This window comes from Mesorhizobium sp. M0954 (genome assembly GCF_040319155.1).
Lineage (GTDB): Bacteria > Pseudomonadota > Alphaproteobacteria > Rhizobiales > Rhizobiaceae > Mesorhizobium.
On sequence record NZ_JAMYNR010000014.1, the window covers coordinates 182,407 to 197,898 of the forward strand.

Sequence of the window (15,492 nt, forward strand, 5' to 3'; positions counted from 1 at the left end):
CAGGGGCAAAAGATTTGCAGAACCCGCTTAGGGTTCAGGCGATCGCGGCCTGAGCTTCGATCTCGATCAGAAAATCCGGATTGCCGAGGCCGGCGACGCGCAGCACCTTGATGATCGGCGGCGCGCCACGGTTTGCCCAGAAGGCCATCCAGGCGCCGAAGGCCGGCCCTATGTCCAGGTCGCCGGCGATATAGACCGAGAGGCTGACGAGGTCTTCAGGCTTTGCCCCACCGGCTTCGAGCACCTTTGCCAGGTTGGAGAGCGCCTGAGCGGTCTGTGCAGCGAGATCGTCCCTGGCGACGGTCCGGCCTTGCGCGTCGACGCCATTCTGGCCGCCGACCAGCACGATGCGCGCGGATGCCGGCAGCGACACGCCGTGCGAATAGGCCGGATTGCTGTGCATGCCCTCGGGGTTCAGCCTTTCGATGGTCACCGCGCTTTTCTCCTCTTCAGCAAAAATTATCCCGCGGCCGCCCATAGGATCAACGGCAATCGTGCGGGCGTTTCAACGCACCATCTCGTTCGTTGCGGCCGCCGATTCCGCCATGCTACCCGGCGCTGGGCGAACAGCAATGCAAGGAACGGCCGATGAAGATTCTTGCCTATGACAATTTCAAGCCCGGCGTCACGCTCGACGATTTGCGGCCTTATCTGCGCGACGAAGTGTCGAATGTCTGGCGGCTCTGGAAGGCGGGGATCGTGCGTGAGAATTATGCGCGCGCCGATATTGGCGGCGTCATCATCGTCTTCGAGCTCGACAGCGTCGCGGAAGCGCGGCGCTACACCGAGGACTTCCCGCTGTCCAAGGCCGGGCTGCTAGAATGGCACTTCATCGCCTTCGACGCGCCATTGCCGCTGGAATTCCTGTTCGATCCGACGGTCGATATCGCCAAGCCATGGGACCGGACTGCGGCATGATCCGGTCGAGCGACGGGATCGAAATCCCGGCCAGCCTGGCTGAGTGGTGCGATCCGCGCCGCACGGCGCTGGTGGTCTACGACATGCAGGTCGGCATCTGTCGGCAGGTGGCCGGCGCCGCCACCCTCGTCGAGCGCACCGGCACGGTGCTGGAAGCGGCGCGCGGGGCCGGAATGCGGGTGGCGTTCACGCGCCACCTGTCGCTGCCGCGCAAATGGATGGGCGCGACGCAGCTGCGCACCGCCATGGCCTGGCAGCGGCGCGACAGCCCCGACACGGTCGAGCCGTGGTTCCTGCGCGACGCCGAAGCGACGCGGATCGTGCCCGAGCTGGACCCCGCGCGGACGAGGCGGTATTCGACAAGCTCACGATGTCGGCGTTCGATTCCACCGCGCTCGGCTTTGCCTTGCGCGACTGCGGCGTGCGCACGATAGCGCTCGCTGGCATCGCCATGGAGATCGGCATCGAGCCGACCGTTCGCCAGGCGACCGACAATGGCTTTGTCGCCGTGGTAATCGAGGATGCCTGTGGCTTCGGCAACCGCGAAGCGCGCGACCGCTCGATGGCAACGCTACGCTTCCTCGGCGAAGCCGTCGTCACCGACGTCGCAAGCTTCTGCAGCGCGCTTGCCGGCGCGGGTTGAGGGCAATCGGCTTGCCGCGCGACCCACCGTTTCACGGCAACGCCGAACCGCTCCATCGCTTTGTCTTCACACATTACGGACGGAAAACCGCTCCGCGCTTTTCCCGGAATTGATCTAGGTGGTGGCTGCGCTGTCGGTGCGAAAGCGCACGCCTTCGGCGCGACCGTGCACGCTGCCCCAGTCGTAGAGCGCCTGGAGCGCGGCGGCGAGATCTTCACCGCGCCCGGTCAAGGCGTAGCGCCCCTTGCCGTCGGGCGACGTCTGGAGCGTGACGAAGCCGATCTCGACAAGCTCGGCCAGGCGCTGCGTCAGCATCTTGTCCGAGAGTGAGGGAATCAGCCGGCGCAGGTCGGAATAGCGCATCGGCTGTTCCTTGATGCGCGCCAGGATCACCGTCTTCCATTTGCCCCCGAGCGCGTCGAGCGCGAACTCGACCGGACAGCCGTAGAGTCTTCCGCGTTGGGTCATGCGCCATGGTAGGCAAGGCACGGTGACGACGAAAGCAGAATTTGCCCGGCCATCTGGCCAGGGTCGCGGCTCACGGCCTCGCCGACTACAAAATCCATGGAGGAGAACGAAGACGAGCGTGCGCGACATCAATCCGGTCGATGCGAGACGGCCGAAACGTGTGGCGTCATTGCCTGGCTGTCTCGACCACCACAGGCTGCTGGTCGGCTCTGGTGGAGCGAGCTCCCGCACCCTGGTTCGCCTTCACCGAACGCGGCTATGCGGTCGAGATCTTTTCACCCGGCGACAGCGGTCTTGCATCCGAGATCGCGTCAAGACAGAGGCGGCCTCATCCGAGCAAGCGCTTGCTCAGCCGCGCGCACTGCACGCGAATATCGGGAATGGCGTCGATTTCGAAGAAGGTGCCGCGCGTCAGTGGACCGACGGCGAGGATATTGGCGAATACCGTGCCGTCGCCGGCGATGACCTCGCAGTTCGCGGTCACGTCGAGGCCGAGGCGCAGCGGATCCGGCCGTGCCAGCCCACGCTCGACCAGCGACCGCACCACGCTGTTCGAGGTGGTCGAGATGTCCTTGGCGATGCCTGTGCAATCATAGATGCGGGTGACGTCGAACCTTTCGAGCTGCTGCGTGTGGCGCGACTGGACCTGTAGGCTGAAGCCGTCGCCGGCGGCGATCTCGACGACGCGGCCGGCGACAAGGCGGATGCGGCCCGCTTGCACCGCCTCGGCAACGCGGGCGTAGACTTCCGGCGCCATGCGATGGCGGTGGATGTCCCACCAGGCCTTGGTGTGCTCGACGAAGCGGCGCTTGGCCGAGGACGGCCAGTTCTGCCAGATCTTCTGGTTGAAGGGTCTCAGACCGTCGACGACGTCGCGCCAGTCGATGCCGGCCTTCTGGTTTTCCCGGATCAGGTCGCGGAACCAGCCGACGAAATAGGAAAGCTGGGTGCCGAGCGGAATGTCGGCAACGTCGAGCTTGATCGGATTGCCCTTGCGATGCGGCGAAGGCAGCAGGCCGCGCCGCGACACCGCGACGATCGCGCCGCGGTGGCCGCGCTGCTCGAGCGACAGGAAGGCATCGACCATGCTCAAGCCGGTGCCCAGCACCAGGACTCGGGCTTCGGGGTCGAGCGCAGTGTCCGCCTCGGATCCCATCCTGATCGCATGCCCCTGCCCCGCCCCCGGCTCTTCGTCGTGGCCGGTGGCGAGCACGGCAAGATGCGCAACCACGCTGGTGCCGTTGGCCAGCGCCACTTCGACGCCTGACGCGGTCGGCGAGATCGACAGGCTCTCCTCGCGGATCAAGCGCAGCCGGCCCGTCTGCTGCTCACGCGCCTCGAGCTCGTCGAGCAACTCCTTGAGATAGCGGGCGTAGACGCTGCGCGGCGCATAGACCGGCGCCTGTTCCGGCGTTGCCAGGCCGCGTTCAAGCAGCCAGCGCGAGAAATTGCCGGGATCGTCGGCATAGGCGCTCATGCCCGACGCGCTGACATTCAGCACATGCGCCGACAGCAGCGTTGAATAGGCCATGCCTTGCCCAAAATGCGGGCGTTTTTCGATCAGGCTGACACGTAGATCGGGATTGGGCGACTTCAGCAGATGAGCGGCAAGCACGACACCGCTGGCGCCGCCGCCGACAATGATGATCGAACTTGGCGTAGCGCGCCCGGTCATGCGCACACCAGCTGTCCTGGCGATCGTCGCCGGCTCAGGAGAGATTGGTTCAGGCCTGGATTTTCAACGCCGCCGAAAAATCCTCGTCGCCGGCGATGTCGCGCATTTCCGCGAGGCTGCGCTGATCCAGCACCTCGGCGATGGCCTGCCGGACCTCCAGCATCAGGTGTCGGACTTGGCATGTCGCCTCGTTGCAGTCTTCGCAGCGCTGATACTGGGTGCGGCTGGCGCAAGGAATGGGGGCAAGCGGCCCGTCGAGCACGCGCACGACGTGGCCGACCTTGATCTCGTCCGCTGGGCGTGCCAGCCGGTAGCCGCCTTCCTTGCCCTTGCGGCTCTGAACGAAACCGGCATTGCGCAATTCGCCAAGGATGGCATCGAGGAACTTCTTCGGAATATTGTTTCCTGTGGCGATGTCGTTGACGAAGGCGAGCTGTCCAACCGGCAGGCGCGCCAGATGGACGAGCGCCTTGAGGCCGTATTTACCTTTTTTCGTGAGCATAACCCGCACGTTTCTCTGTCATGCGATGGCGCAAGGCCACCGGTTGCGAAACGCCTGGCGTGCCTCCCCGCCGCGTCCAAGCTGTCACTACAGATAAATTCTAGTGACATGATATACAAGCCGAGAAACGTTGATTTTGCTTCGTTTTCACGCCGCAATGGCCATTTTGGCCGGGGCTTGTGCTCTTGGAAGCACAGAAGCCGCCGCGAATGGCGCACCGGCAAACGGGCCGGCGGCAGGAATGTCCCGATCGGCGAGAATACCGACAGCAGCTTCTGCCCCTGAATTTGAAGGCCAAAGCATGCCGCGCGCGGCAACAAGGAGGGTGGCGTCGCTCATCGTCCTCTCCAATCCTTCAATGTCGATAAGGATACTAGACTTAACCGCGAACACAGGGAACTTGATTCCAATTTCTTGGCCATCCACAGCATGGATTTGCCGATGCAGGGGCGAAAACGGGAAAATCGTTGTTGCGCGCATGGACGACGTGGAAGAGGTTCCCGGGCAAGGACGATGGTTCTCACCCGGGCCGTCACCCAGAAGCGCGGGAACTGCCATAGCCAGATGGCTTTTTCTAACAAGACCGCACCGATTGGAAGGATTTAACTCTACAAGAACGATAGAGTTAGATGACTATGAAACGCAATCCGGGTTTTTCTCGTTTCCAGGAGCCTTTCATGTCCACCATTTCGCGACGTATCGTTCTCTTGTCCTCGGCGGCTCTGGCGGGCGCCGCCTTCCTCGGCCCGGCCGATGCGCGGGACCTCAAGATCACTATCGGCTACCAGACGGTGGTCGAACCCTCGAAGGTGCCGCAGGCCGACGGCGCCTATGAGAGCGCGACCAAGGCGACAATCGACTGGCGGAAATTCGATTCCGGCGCCGACGTGATCGCGGCGATCGCTTCCGGTTCGGTCGACATCGGTTATGTCGGCTCGAGCCCGCTGGCGGCGGCGGCGAGCCGCGAGCTTCCAATCCAGACAATCTTCGTTGTCGGGCTGATCGGCGAATCCGAGGCCCTTGTCGCCCGCAACGGCGCCGGCATCGAGAAGGCCGCCGACCTTGCCGGCAAGAAGGTGGCGGTGCCCTTCGTTTCGACGACGCATTACAGCCTGCTTGCCGCGCTGAAGCATGAGGGTGTCGACCCGAAGTCGGTCGATATTCTCAATCTGCGGCCACCGGAGATCGCGGCGGCATGGGCGCGCGGCGACATCGACGCCGCCTATGTATGGGATCCGGCACTCGGCCAGATCAAGACGACGGGCAAGGTCGTGCTGGATTCCTCCCAGGTCGCCGCCTGGGGCGCGCCGACCTTCGACGCCTGGATCGTGCGCACCGACTTCGCCGAAAGGAACCCGGAAGCGGTGCGCGACTTCGTCAAAGTAACGGGCGCAGCCTATGCCGAGTTCCTGGCCAAGCCGGACGCCTGGTCGGTGACGTCGCCGCAAGCGGCCAAGATCGCCACGATCACCGGCGCCAAGCTGGAGGACGTGCCGCAACTATTGAGGGGCTATGTCTTCCCGACGCTCGAGGAGCAAGCCTCGGACAAGTTCCTCCGTGGCGGCACGGTCAAGGCGGTCGAGGCGACATCGGCCTTCCTCAAGGAGCAGGGCAAGATCGACGCCGTGCTGCCGGATTATTCGAAATACGTGTCGTCGAAATATGTCAGCGAAGCGCTTGCCTCGAACTGACGCCAACGCGCGCGGTTCTCCTTCCCTGACGCCGCGTGCTCCCTGCCCCGAACCGCTTGCGAGGAGCGGCTTCGGGGCAGACAGATTCGGAATATCGGCGAGGTTCCCATGACGCATCTCGTGCTCGACAAGGTCTCGGTCCACTATGACGGTCAGCCGGCGCCGGCGGTCGAAAATGTGTCGATTGAGATCGCCAAGGATGACTTCGTTGTCCTGGTCGGCCGCTCCGGCTGCGGCAAGACCTCGTTGCTCAACGTCGCTGCGGGCCTGGTCGAGCCTGTGCGCGGACGCGCCACGATTGGCGGCCGGCCGATCACGGCGCCAGGCTCTGACCGCGCCGTCGTGTTCCAGAACGACGCGCTGTTTCCGTGGCTGACCGCGCGGGAAAATGTCGCCTTTGCGCTCAGGCTGCGCGGTGTCAGGGCCGCGGAACGGGCGCGGACTGCCGACGACCTTCTGGCGCTGGTGAAACTCGACGGCGCCGGCGACAAGCGCATCTGGGAGCTTTCCGGCGGCATGCGCCAGCGGGTCGGCCTGGCCCGGGCGCTGGCGGCCGAGCCGCAATTCCTGCTGCTCGACGAGCCGCTGGGCGCGCTCGATGCGCTGACACGCGAACGCATGCAGACAACGCTGCTCGATCTGTGGACGGCAAGCCAGGTCGGCGTGCTGATGGTCACGCACGGCATCGAGGAAGCCCTGGTGCTGGCAACCCGTATCATTGTGCTCGCTCCCGGCCCTGGCCGGGTGGTGTGGAGCTTCGAGACCGGCTTCAGCCGGCGCTATGCAGCCGGCGAGGCCATTCGCAGCATCAAGGCCGATCCCGCCTTCGCCGCAGCGCGCGGCGAGCTGACCGACGCGATCTTCGAAGGGGAGGCAGCATGACCGTTACCTCCTATGCCGAGCGGCCGCAGCGCAAGGTCGACGACGGAGCCGACGCGCTGTCGGTGCCATGGTCGCGGCCGCGGCCGAGACGCAGCCGCGTTTCGGCCCGCGTGGTTAGCGCGATCACCATTCTGATGATGCTGGCGGCGTGGACGGCATCGGCCCGCCTGCAATTGGTGTCGCCGGTTTTCCTGCCGTCGCCTGTGGCAGTCTGGAACAAATTTGTCGTCGTCGCCCGTGACGGCTTTGTCGACGCAACGCTGCTCCAGCATATCGCCGCCAGCCTGTGGCGGGTGTTTGCGGCGCTGGTCGCGGCCGTTTTCGTCGGCGTTCCCATCGGGCTGGCTATCGGCATCAGCACGATCGGGCGCGGCATCTTCGATCCGCTGCTCGAATTCCTGCGGCCGATCCCGCCGCTCGCCTATCTGCCGCTGATCATTATCTGGTTCGGCATTGGCGAGCCATCCAAGATCCTGGTGATTGCCATTGCCATGCTGGCGCCGGTTGCGCTGTCGACGGCATCGGGTGTTCGCGGCGTCTCGCAGGAGCGCATCAATGCAGCGCGCTCGCTTGGCGCCACGCAGCGCCAGGTGATCAGGCACGTCATCCTGCCCAGCGCGCTGCCCTCGATCCTGACGGGGCTGCGCATCGCGCTTGGCGCCGGCTGGTCGACGCTGGTCGCCGCCGAGCTGGTGGCCGCGACGCGCGGGCTCGGATTCATGATCCAGTCCGCTGCCCAGTTCCTCGTCACCGACGTGGTGGTGATGGGCATACTGGTGATCGCTGCCATTGCCTTCGTGCTCGAATTCATCATCCGCAGGATCGAGCGGGTTCTCGTCCCGTGGGCGGGGCGGGAGTAACCGGACCGGAGACGTGACGATGCCCCATTCCACCGCTGTACTGTTTGCGCATTTCGGCCATTGGCTCCGCCTGATCAAGGCCGGAGACAAACAGCCGCCTGACGGCGAACGCAAAACGCCGACGCCGGTCCAGCTGGATGCCGAGCGCAACCGCCTGCCGCCGCGCGACGAAAGTTTCTACTGGGGCTGGCAGTACTGGTCGCGGTGAGCGGCCGCCACGGGTCCGCTGTGTGCTGCTCCGGCGGGCGCCTGAGCATGGACGCCTGCTCAACCGCGCGAACGGTTTGCCCAGGCCAGGCCGACCAGGCCGACCAGCGCGGTCACGATGCCGGCATAGAGCCATTGCGACTGGCCGGTCATGAAGCTGCCCTGGACCCAACCGATGCCTTGCAATGACCACAGCACGCCGATGGCGAGCACAATCAAGGCCAGCAGATTTTTGATCAATCTCATCGCTAGAACTCCTCTCCAAGTCGATCATCAGCCGCATTCCGGCCGAAATGGAACAGCTAAAAGAAGCAGCCCAATCACGCCAACTTCTACTTAGATGCTAACCTCTGATCCTGCGCAAGACATGCGGAGATCGGTGGAAAGATCATCAAGGAAGCTGTGCCGCGCTGCGGGAAATCTCTGACAAATTGTTTCGCGTCGACTCCAAACGTGTAACATTGCCATGGAACCGACAGATCATTGCCGCATTTGCTGCCTCATTCGTCCCTAACCGCTGCGGGTCTGTCAACGGAGCCAGTCCCCAACACATGAACAAAAGCAACCAGACCGCGCTTGTCGCGGCCACGATCGCGGCTGGCCTGATGGTCGGCGCATCCACTGCCAGCGCCGCCGCTCAGTGCGGCCGTGCGTCCTGGTACTCACTGCATTCCAGAACCGCTTCCGGCGAACGCATGAACCCGTCGGCGCTGACCGCCGCGCATCGCAGCCTGCCGTTCGGCACCAAGCTGAAGGTGACCAATCGCAACAATGGCCGCAGTGTCGTCGTGCGCATCAACGACCGCGGCCCGTTCATCAAGGGGCGGATGCTCGATCTGTCGAAGGGCGCCGCCAGTCAGCTTGGCTTCATCAGCTCGGGTCACACCGCTGTCTGCATGGCACGGGTCTAACGGCCGCCACGGCCGGACACCGCCTCCGACGCTCGTCCCCAATAGCCGTGCTGCCTGCCTGGCCTTCGCAGGTGCACATTGAGCCGGCTGTTGCCGTTCCAGGCGGATTCTCAACGCCTTGGACGAAAGAACGAGCCTAAATCACGCAAGTTGACGTATTGCATCGCAGCAGATTGTTGCTAACTTCCCCGCAAGGCATTCAAGGCTCGGCGCTGCTCGTCGGCCCTTCGATCGCAGTCGGCAGCGGGGTTCTCGATGTTCTACCAGCTCTACGAACTGAACCACGCCGCCTTGCAGCCGGCGCGCCTCTATGCCGATGCGGTGCGCCTGTTCTACTCCAATCCGCTCAACCCGGTCTCACACACGTCCTGGGGTCGCTCGGTTGCGGCAACGGCCGAACTGTTCGAGCGCACGACGCGCCGCTACGGCAAGCCGCAATTCGGCCTGACCAAGACCGTGGTCGACTGGAAAACCGTCGAGGTCAGCGAACATACCGTCTGGTCGCGGCCGTTCTGCAACCTGGTCCGTTTCGAGCGGGCGGTTCCTGCTGGGCGCCGACCGGATCCGAAACTGTTGATCGTCGCGCCGATGTCTGGCCACTACGCGACGCTGCTGCGCGGCACGGTTGAGGCGATGCTGCCCTATGCCGACGTGCATATCACCGACTGGGTCGACGCCCGCATGGTGCCGCTTGCCGACGGCAGCTTCGATCTTGACGACTATATCGACTACATCGTCGACATGCTGCATGCGCTGGGTCCCGACACCCATGTGATGGCGGTGTGCCAGCCTTCGGTGCCGGTGCTGGCGGCGGCGGCACTGATGGAAGCCAAGGGTGATCCGTTCGTGCCCTCGACGATGACGCTGATGGGCGGGCCGATCGACACGCGCCGCAATCCGACGGCGGTCAATCTGCTGGCGCAGGAAAAGGGCATCGACTGGTTCCGCGACAACGTCATCATGCGCGCGCCCTGGCCGGTGCCGGGCTTCGGCCGCGAGGTCTATCCCGGCTTCCTGCAGCTTTCGGGGTTCATGAGCATGAACCTCGACCGCCACATCATCGCCCACAAGGACTTCTTCATGCATCTGGTGAAGCATGACGGCGACAATGCCGAGAAGCACCGCGAGTTCTACGACGAATATCTGGCGGTGATGGATCTGACGGCGGAATTCTACCTGCAGACCGTCGACACCGTGTTTGTCCGCCAGGCCTTGCCCAAGGGCACGATGACGCATCGCGGCGTGGCGGTCGACCCTTCGGCGATCCGCAATGTCGCCCTGTTCACGGTCGAGGGCGAGAACGACGACATCTCCGGCCTCGGCCAGACCAAGGCTGCGCACGACCTGTGCATCAACATCCCGGCCGACAGGCACGCCCATTACATGCAGCCGGCGGTCGGCCATTATGGTGTGTTCAACGGCTCGCGCTTCCGCTCCGAAATCGTGCCGCGCATCGTCGACTTCATTACCAGCTACGGCCGTCAGAACCGTGTTGCGGTCAAGCCCAAGCTGGTCAGGACCGGCAAGAAATAGGCGACCAGTGATGATGCCTGTCAATCCGCATCAGGTCGGTCAATGCCAAAATCATCGGTTGGCGGGGCCGTGCGGCCGGTCGACCTGTTGCACAATAGTCGCGTTGGCGCCACGCGGGTAACCATGCCGCAAAAATCAATCCATCCTCATAATTGACACGGACTGTAAATACCCCTTAACGTTTCGTTAACAACAAGGGACAAGCGGGGACAATGATTTCCTCACCAATGGCGAGAACGCTGCGCCTGTGTGCGCTGGCCGGACTTACTGTGGCGGCAGGTTGGGCCGGTTCGGCCTCGGCAGCCAGCCCGATGATAACAGGTGGCCCGACCTCGCAGCCGATCGGCCATTATGATTTCTGCAAGAGCTACGCGTCCGAATGTTCGATCCGCCCGAAGGATCTGTCGCCCGCCAGCCTGACCGGCTCGCTGTGGCGCAAGCTGCTCAGCGTCACGACAAGGGTCAACGCCGCCGTCAAGCCGGAGAGCGACTTCGACATCTACGGCAAGGACGAGGTCTGGGCCTATCCCGACAAGGGCGTCGGCGATTGCGAGGACTATGTCCTGGAAAAGCGCCGTGAGCTGAACCGGCTGGGCGTCTCGTTTTCCGATCTGCTGATGACCGTCGTGCGCAAGCCGGATGGCGAAGGCCACGCCGTGCTGACGGTGCGCACCGACAAGGGCGACTACATCCTCGACAATCTGACCGACCAGGTCCGTTCCTGGGACCAGACCGGCTATCGTTTCCTCAAGCGGCAGGCGATCGACAATACCGGCCGCTGGGTCTCGATCCGCGGCGGCCAGCAGGTGCTGGTCGGCTCGGTCCAGTAACAAGGCAACTCATTTCGGCTGTGCCAGCGCGGCGCGGATCGACGCAATGATGCGGCGAAGCTCGGCTTCGTCGAGCTTTTCGATGTTGTCGGCCAGGAGATTGGCAAGCTCGGTCGCCGCCGGGCTAAGACCCGACGTGTCGAGCTTGACGCGCGGATGCGAGGTTTCGGCCAGCCGCGCCAGTTCCTCGGCCTCGTCCCAGATGATGTTGAAATAGCCGATGATCTTCTGGATCAGCGTCCAGCTCGGCGCACCGCGGCGGCCGTGTTCCAGCGCCGAGAGATAGGCTGCGCTGACGCCGATCGCCTTGGCCATGTCCTTCTGGCTGACGCCGCGCTCGTTTCGCAGCACGCGAAGCTTTTCGCCGAACGGGGTCACAAGCGCACCTTCATGGGTGCATCCTCATAGGTGCGTCCCTCATCGGCGTTTCCTCATGAGCGCGCCCGCCGCAAGCGGATATAGAGCGCACCCGAGCCGCCATGTTTGCGGGCGGCATGGTCGTGGCTGGAGACGAGGGGCCGGAAGGCGGGTGTCGACAGCCATGACGGCACGGCGCGCCGCAAGACGCCATCGCCGCCCGACGAAGAGCCCTTGCCGGTGATCACCAGGACGTAGCGGATGCCGCCGGCATGCGCCCGGTGCAGAAAGGAAAACAGCAGCGAATAGGCTTCGTCCTGCGTCAGGCCATGCAGGTCGACGCGGCCCTCGATCGGCAGCCGGCCCTTCGACAGCTTGTCCAGCGTCGGTTCATCGAGTGCGTGGGAGACATGCTGCGCCTTCGGCTTTGCGGCCGTGGCAGCATTGCCCGCGACCTGTGCCGGCGGCGGCGCCTGCCTGGTCTCGTCGATCTCCGGCCCGACGTGCGGAATTTCGACGGCGGTTCTGCCCTTCAGCGGTTTTGCCGTGTGCGCCACCAGGTTCCACAGCACCCGGTCGTCCTCGCTCAGCCTATCGATGCGCCGGGTCATCGGCCTGCTCCTGAAACCAGCGGCCGGGGGACCAGCGCATAAAAATCTGCGGCGTTGCGGATAACGCCGGCGATCTCGCCGGCAGCATCGCCCGACCCGGCAAACAGATCGCCGCGGGCCGGCCCGGTGATCGCCGAGCCGGTGTCCTGCGCGATCATCAGCCGCCGGAACGGTTTTCCGTCGAAAGCGGTCAGCGACGGCGCATCGATATGGAAGGGCGTGCCGAACGTGTGCAGCAGCCGGTCGACGGCGATCGAGCGGCCCGGTGTCAGCGCCACCTTGGCGGCAGCGATCGGGCCGAACTCTGGGTCGTCGACGCCCATCTCGCGGAAGAAGATGTAGGAGCGGTTGCGCCAAAGGATCTCGTCGACGCGTTCCGGATGCGCCTTGAACCAGGCACGGATCGACTGCATCGTCACTTTCTCCCGCGGGATCTCGCCTTCCTCGCTCAAGATCTTGCCCGGTCCGGTAAAGCGCTGGCCGGATTTGGCGGCATAGGTGATGCGGCGAAGCCTGCCGTCGGTCATCTTGAGGCGTGCCGCGCCCTGCACGTGAATGAAGAAGGCGTCGACCTTGTCGGCGAGCCAGGCGATTTCCAGCCTGTTTCCGGCAAGCGCGCCGCGTTCGATCTCGCCGCGGTCGAAATATTCGACCGGGCCGTTCGGCGCCGCACGAGCAAAGGCGAGATAAGGATCCAAGGTTGAAGGACGATTGCCGTCGTCGATGTCGACTAGGTCGGCCGGGCGCGCCAGCAACGGCACCGAAAACCGTTGCGTGCGTACCGGCGAGGCTTCGACCTCCGGCTCATAAAAGCCGGTGACCAGGCCGGGACCACCATCTTCGGCATCGATACGGGCCGGAACGAAATGGCGCTCGAAAAAGCTTCGAGCCTGCGACCGATTCGCCGGCGAAACGGTGCGCGCTTCGGCATAGGCGTCGGCAAAGCCATTGTAGTCGACGCCGAGCGCGCCGGAGCGGTAGGGTTTGCTCAGGATATGAAAGGCCGAGCGGCGAAAGGCGTCAAAGGCAGCAAGATGGTCGTCCTCACCCCAGCCCGGCAATTCGCCAAAGGATTTTTCGCTGAAGGCTCGAGAAAGCGACACGACAGCCTCCGCCGCCGTCCAGTTCAGTCTTCTTCTTCGGTGGCGACGAGCTTCCAGTTCGGATCGCGCGAGCGCGCGTCACGAGCGAAGGTCCAGACATCCTTGACCTCGGCGACGGTTTCGGGATCGCCGTCGATGACGGCGCCGGCCTTGTCGCGGGTCGCCGAAATCAGTTCGCTGACAATGCGCAGCGTGATGTGGGCCTCGCTGCCCTTCATCTCGGCCGAAACGATGTCGGCCTTGTCGATGCCGACGAAGGAGGACTGGATCTTTTCGGCTTTCGCCTCACGGTCGCCGATGGCCGCGACGAAGCCGTCATAGACCTCGCGCGACAAAAGGTTCTTCAGCGTTTTGCGGTCGCCATCGGCGTAGGCCATGACGATCATCTCGTAGGCCATCTTGGCGCCGTCGACGAAGGTCTTCGGGTCGAAGGTCGGATCATTGTCCTTGATCGCCCGCAGGCCCCGGTTGAGATCGGTGTCCGGCTTGGCAAAGGCATCGATCGCCACATAGGCATCGGCCGCCGGCTCTCCTGTCAGGCGCTTGCGCGGCAGCGAGACCACGTTCTCGGGTTTCTGGGCGGCATCCTTGTCGTTTTTGCGCGCTGCCGTATATGGATCGAAGGGTGGGCGCTCGTTGCCCGTGCGTCGGCCAAGCACGTTGCGCAGCTGGAAGAAGATCACCACCGCCGCAATCAGAAAGAAAATCGTGCCGAAGTCGAAGAAGCCCATATCTTGCGCCAATCAATCCCTGCTTTGGCCGGACCAGCGGCCAAGCAAGGGCCGCGATCACATAGCGTTCAGTATCCAAAGCATATAGAACGCATGGCGCAATCATTCAAATCAAAGGCAGCCATACCTATCTAACAGCTCTGGTGCCAGCGGCGATTGCTCGCCGGCCGGCAAAACATCGAAAACGATCGGTCAAGATTTGCGTATCTCGCTGCTTCCCCTGTTCATTCTCGCGCTTCCGCTGCTGGAGATAGCGGGTTTCGTTATTGTCGGCCGCCAGGTCGGCGCGCTGGCGACAGTCGGCTTGGTGATGGCCTCGAGTGTCGCCGGCGCCCTGCTGCTGCGGCACCAGGGTTTTGGCGTCATGGCCAGGGTCCGTGCCGAAATGGATGCCGGGCGTGATCCGAGCGGCCAGCTTGCGCATGGCGCCATGATCGTGCTGGCAGCGATCCTTTTGATCATCCCCGGCTTCATCTCGGATATTTTCGGCCTTCTGCTGTTCCTGCCGCCGGTGCGCGATCTTGCCTGGCGGATGCTGAAAGGCCGCATCGTGCTGGCAACCGATTTCAGCAGTGGTTTGCGGGCAAGGCAACGCGGCAAGACCATCGATCTCGACGACGGCGACTATTCGCGGGCCGACGACCATACGCGCGGACCGGGTTCTCCCTGGCGCCGCCTCAAGGACGAGTAGCTGCAAGGCAACCGGCGTCTTTTGCAAACTTGTCTTGTCGGGCCGGCCATGATAGCGAACGCCCGAATTTCAATCCGGTCAGCAACGCTGCCCAGGCAAAAGGACCACAGCTTATGGCCAGCAACGACGACGCGCCGACCGGCGCAGCCAACGGTAATGGAAATGCGGCGCAGCCTTCGCTCAACGTGCTTGCGCAATATGTGAAGGACCTGTCCTTCGAAAGCCCCGGCGCACCGAACTCGTTGCGCGGCCGCGACAAGGCTCCGGGCATCGCCATCAATGTCAACGTGAACGCCAACCCGCTTTCGGACAAGCAGTTCGACGTCAATTTGACGCTGAACGCAAAAGCGTCGTTCGACCAGGAAGTGCTGTTCAACGTCGAGCTGGTCTATGGCGGCGTCTTCTCCATCAGCGGCTTCCCGCAGGAGCACATGCTGCCGATCCTGTTCATCGAATGCCCGCGGCTGCTGTTCCCGTTCGCCCGGCAGATCATCGCCGAGGCAACACGCAACGGCGGCTTCCCGCCGCTGATGCTAGACCCGATCGATTTCGCGCAGATGTTCCAGCAGAAGCTGACCGAGGACCAGGCTGCCGCCAAGGTCAAGGTGAGCTGAGGCTGGTTGGCTCGCAGCGTTTGAAAAACCCGGCGCGAAGCCGGGTTTTTTGTTTGAGACGCCGGCGGGGCAGTACAAGGGGGGAGATCGGACTTCACGTCAGCCTTCGCCAATCCTTCATCGCCGCAGGAATGAGCGAGACGCTGGGTCTGCCAATCTCCCCCCTGTTTGGACCGGAGACATCGCGCTCGTGTCCTCGAATGGCATCCCGAACCTCCCGGCGCAAAGCGCGCCAAACTGTTCGCGATGTCCTCGCACACCTGTT

The 15,492-nt window shown here is 63.7% G+C and carries 20 protein-coding genes and 1 pseudogene; 11 read left to right on the forward strand and 10 right to left on the reverse strand.

What is annotated here, in order from left to right:
* Window positions 1-34: 34 nt before the first annotated feature.
* Entirely contained in the window at window positions 35-433 is a 399-nt protein-coding gene (locus tag NKH93_RS20685; RefSeq protein WP_352458587.1) for a RidA family protein, read from the reverse strand.
* A 155-nt stretch (window positions 434-588) separates the two neighbouring features.
* On the opposite strand from NKH93_RS20685, the gene NKH93_RS20690 reads away from it, so the two are divergent.
* Window positions 589-918 carry a hypothetical protein gene (locus NKH93_RS20690; RefSeq protein WP_352458586.1) on the forward strand — a complete coding sequence of 110 codons (330 nt, stop codon included), beginning with the start codon at window positions 589-591 and terminating at the stop codon, window positions 916-918.
* Window positions 919-1,001: 83 nt separating this feature from the next.
* Window positions 1,002-1,561, forward strand: a pseudogene (locus NKH93_RS20695) (cysteine hydrolase family protein).
* Window positions 1,562-1,675: 114 nt separating this feature from the next.
* Here the strand turns inward: NKH93_RS20695 and NKH93_RS20700 are convergent.
* The 4 genes from NKH93_RS20700 to NKH93_RS20715 all read right to left on the reverse strand — a co-directional run bounded on the left by NKH93_RS20700 (window position 1,676) and on the right by NKH93_RS20715 (window position 4,686).
* On the reverse strand, window positions 1,676-2,029 hold the full coding sequence (locus NKH93_RS20700; protein ID WP_352473975.1) for a winged helix-turn-helix transcriptional regulator: 354 nt from the start codon (window positions 2,027-2,029) through the stop codon (window positions 1,676-1,678).
* A 328-nt stretch (window positions 2,030-2,357) separates the two neighbouring features.
* Window positions 2,358-3,704 carry an FAD/NAD(P)-binding protein gene (locus NKH93_RS20705; protein WP_352823303.1) on the reverse strand — a complete coding sequence of 449 codons (1,347 nt, stop codon included), beginning with the start codon at window positions 3,702-3,704 and terminating at the stop codon, window positions 2,358-2,360.
* Between the two features lie 49 nt (window positions 3,705-3,753).
* On the reverse strand, window positions 3,754-4,206 hold the full coding sequence (locus NKH93_RS20710; RefSeq protein ID WP_023675902.1) for an RrF2 family transcriptional regulator: 453 nt from the start codon (window positions 4,204-4,206) through the stop codon (window positions 3,754-3,756).
* A gap of 147 nt (window positions 4,207-4,353) precedes the next feature.
* The gene (locus NKH93_RS20715; protein WP_352453655.1) at window positions 4,354-4,686 is read right to left on the reverse strand and encodes a hypothetical protein; all 333 of its coding nucleotides are present in this window, start codon (window positions 4,684-4,686) and stop codon (window positions 4,354-4,356) included.
* A gap of 197 nt (window positions 4,687-4,883) precedes the next feature.
* On the opposite strand from NKH93_RS20715, the gene tauA reads away from it, so the two are divergent.
* The 4 genes from tauA to NKH93_RS20735 all read left to right on the forward strand — a co-directional run bounded on the left by tauA (window position 4,884) and on the right by NKH93_RS20735 (window position 7,847).
* Window positions 4,884-5,897 (forward strand): taurine ABC transporter substrate-binding protein, encoded by a 1,014-nt coding sequence (gene tauA, locus NKH93_RS20720; protein WP_352921755.1) that lies wholly within the window; start codon window positions 4,884-4,886, stop codon window positions 5,895-5,897.
* 108 nt (window positions 5,898-6,005) lie between these two features.
* A complete protein-coding gene (locus tag NKH93_RS20725; protein ID WP_352686551.1) occupies window positions 6,006-6,779 on the forward strand; it encodes a taurine ABC transporter ATP-binding protein in 774 nt (257 codons plus the stop codon).
* Complete coding sequence (locus NKH93_RS20730; protein WP_352971698.1) at window positions 6,776-7,639, forward strand: ABC transporter permease subunit; 864 nt, start codon at window positions 6,776-6,778, stop codon at window positions 7,637-7,639. Before NKH93_RS20725 ends, NKH93_RS20730 begins: the two co-directional genes overlap by 4 nt.
* Before the next feature lie 19 nt (window positions 7,640-7,658).
* On the forward strand, window positions 7,659-7,847 hold the full coding sequence (locus tag NKH93_RS20735; protein WP_352453651.1) for a hypothetical protein: 189 nt from the start codon (window positions 7,659-7,661) through the stop codon (window positions 7,845-7,847).
* A gap of 59 nt (window positions 7,848-7,906) precedes the next feature.
* On the opposite strand, the gene NKH93_RS20740 is transcribed toward NKH93_RS20735, so the two are convergent.
* A complete protein-coding gene (locus NKH93_RS20740) occupies window positions 7,907-8,092 on the reverse strand; it encodes a hypothetical protein (protein ID WP_352473983.1) in 186 nt (61 codons plus the stop codon).
* Window positions 8,093-8,397: 305 nt separating this feature from the next.
* Between NKH93_RS20740 and NKH93_RS20745 the strand changes: the two genes are divergently transcribed.
* The 3 genes from NKH93_RS20745 to NKH93_RS20755 all read left to right on the forward strand — a co-directional run bounded on the left by NKH93_RS20745 (window position 8,398) and on the right by NKH93_RS20755 (window position 11,120).
* Complete coding sequence (locus NKH93_RS20745) at window positions 8,398-8,757, forward strand: septal ring lytic transglycosylase RlpA family protein (protein WP_352473985.1); 360 nt, start codon at window positions 8,398-8,400, stop codon at window positions 8,755-8,757.
* Window positions 8,758-9,012: 255 nt separating this feature from the next.
* Window positions 9,013-10,290 (forward strand): polyhydroxyalkanoate depolymerase, encoded by a 1,278-nt coding sequence (locus tag NKH93_RS20750; RefSeq protein ID WP_352473986.1) that lies wholly within the window; start codon window positions 9,013-9,015, stop codon window positions 10,288-10,290.
* A 212-nt stretch (window positions 10,291-10,502) separates the two neighbouring features.
* Window positions 10,503-11,120, forward strand: coding sequence for a transglutaminase-like cysteine peptidase (locus NKH93_RS20755; protein WP_352473987.1), 618 nt, complete (start codon window positions 10,503-10,505; stop codon window positions 11,118-11,120).
* Window positions 11,121-11,129: 9 nt separating this feature from the next.
* Here NKH93_RS20755 and NKH93_RS20760 read toward each other — a convergent pair whose 3' ends face one another.
* From NKH93_RS20760 to NKH93_RS20775, 4 genes are read right to left on the reverse strand one after another with little or no spacing between them, the layout of a single operon-like run.
* Window positions 11,130-11,498: a helix-turn-helix domain-containing protein gene (locus NKH93_RS20760; RefSeq protein WP_352570112.1), complete on the reverse strand. Its 369-nt coding sequence runs from the start codon at window positions 11,496-11,498 to the stop codon at window positions 11,130-11,132.
* A gap of 53 nt (window positions 11,499-11,551) precedes the next feature.
* Window positions 11,552-12,088, reverse strand: coding sequence for a Smr/MutS family protein (locus NKH93_RS20765; protein ID WP_352473990.1), 537 nt, complete (start codon window positions 12,086-12,088; stop codon window positions 11,552-11,554).
* Window positions 12,085-13,191, reverse strand: a complete 1,107-nt coding sequence (gene mltA, locus NKH93_RS20770) for a murein transglycosylase A (RefSeq protein WP_352971701.1) — start codon at window positions 13,189-13,191, stop codon at window positions 12,085-12,087. The genes NKH93_RS20765 and mltA overlap by 4 nt, the downstream gene beginning before the upstream one ends.
* A gap of 23 nt (window positions 13,192-13,214) precedes the next feature.
* A complete protein-coding gene (locus NKH93_RS20775) occupies window positions 13,215-13,922 on the reverse strand; it encodes a Tim44/TimA family putative adaptor protein (RefSeq protein ID WP_352971704.1) in 708 nt (235 codons plus the stop codon).
* A gap of 199 nt (window positions 13,923-14,121) precedes the next feature.
* Here NKH93_RS20775 and NKH93_RS20780 point away from each other — a divergent pair, with 199 nt between their 5' ends.
* Window positions 14,122-14,613 carry an FxsA family protein gene (locus tag NKH93_RS20780; protein ID WP_352491248.1) on the forward strand — a complete coding sequence of 164 codons (492 nt, stop codon included), beginning with the start codon at window positions 14,122-14,124 and terminating at the stop codon, window positions 14,611-14,613.
* Between the two features lie 113 nt (window positions 14,614-14,726).
* Window positions 14,727-15,227: a protein-export chaperone SecB gene (secB, locus tag NKH93_RS20785; RefSeq protein WP_352770146.1), complete on the forward strand. Its 501-nt coding sequence runs from the start codon at window positions 14,727-14,729 to the stop codon at window positions 15,225-15,227.
* Window positions 15,228-15,492 lie beyond the last annotated feature (265 nt).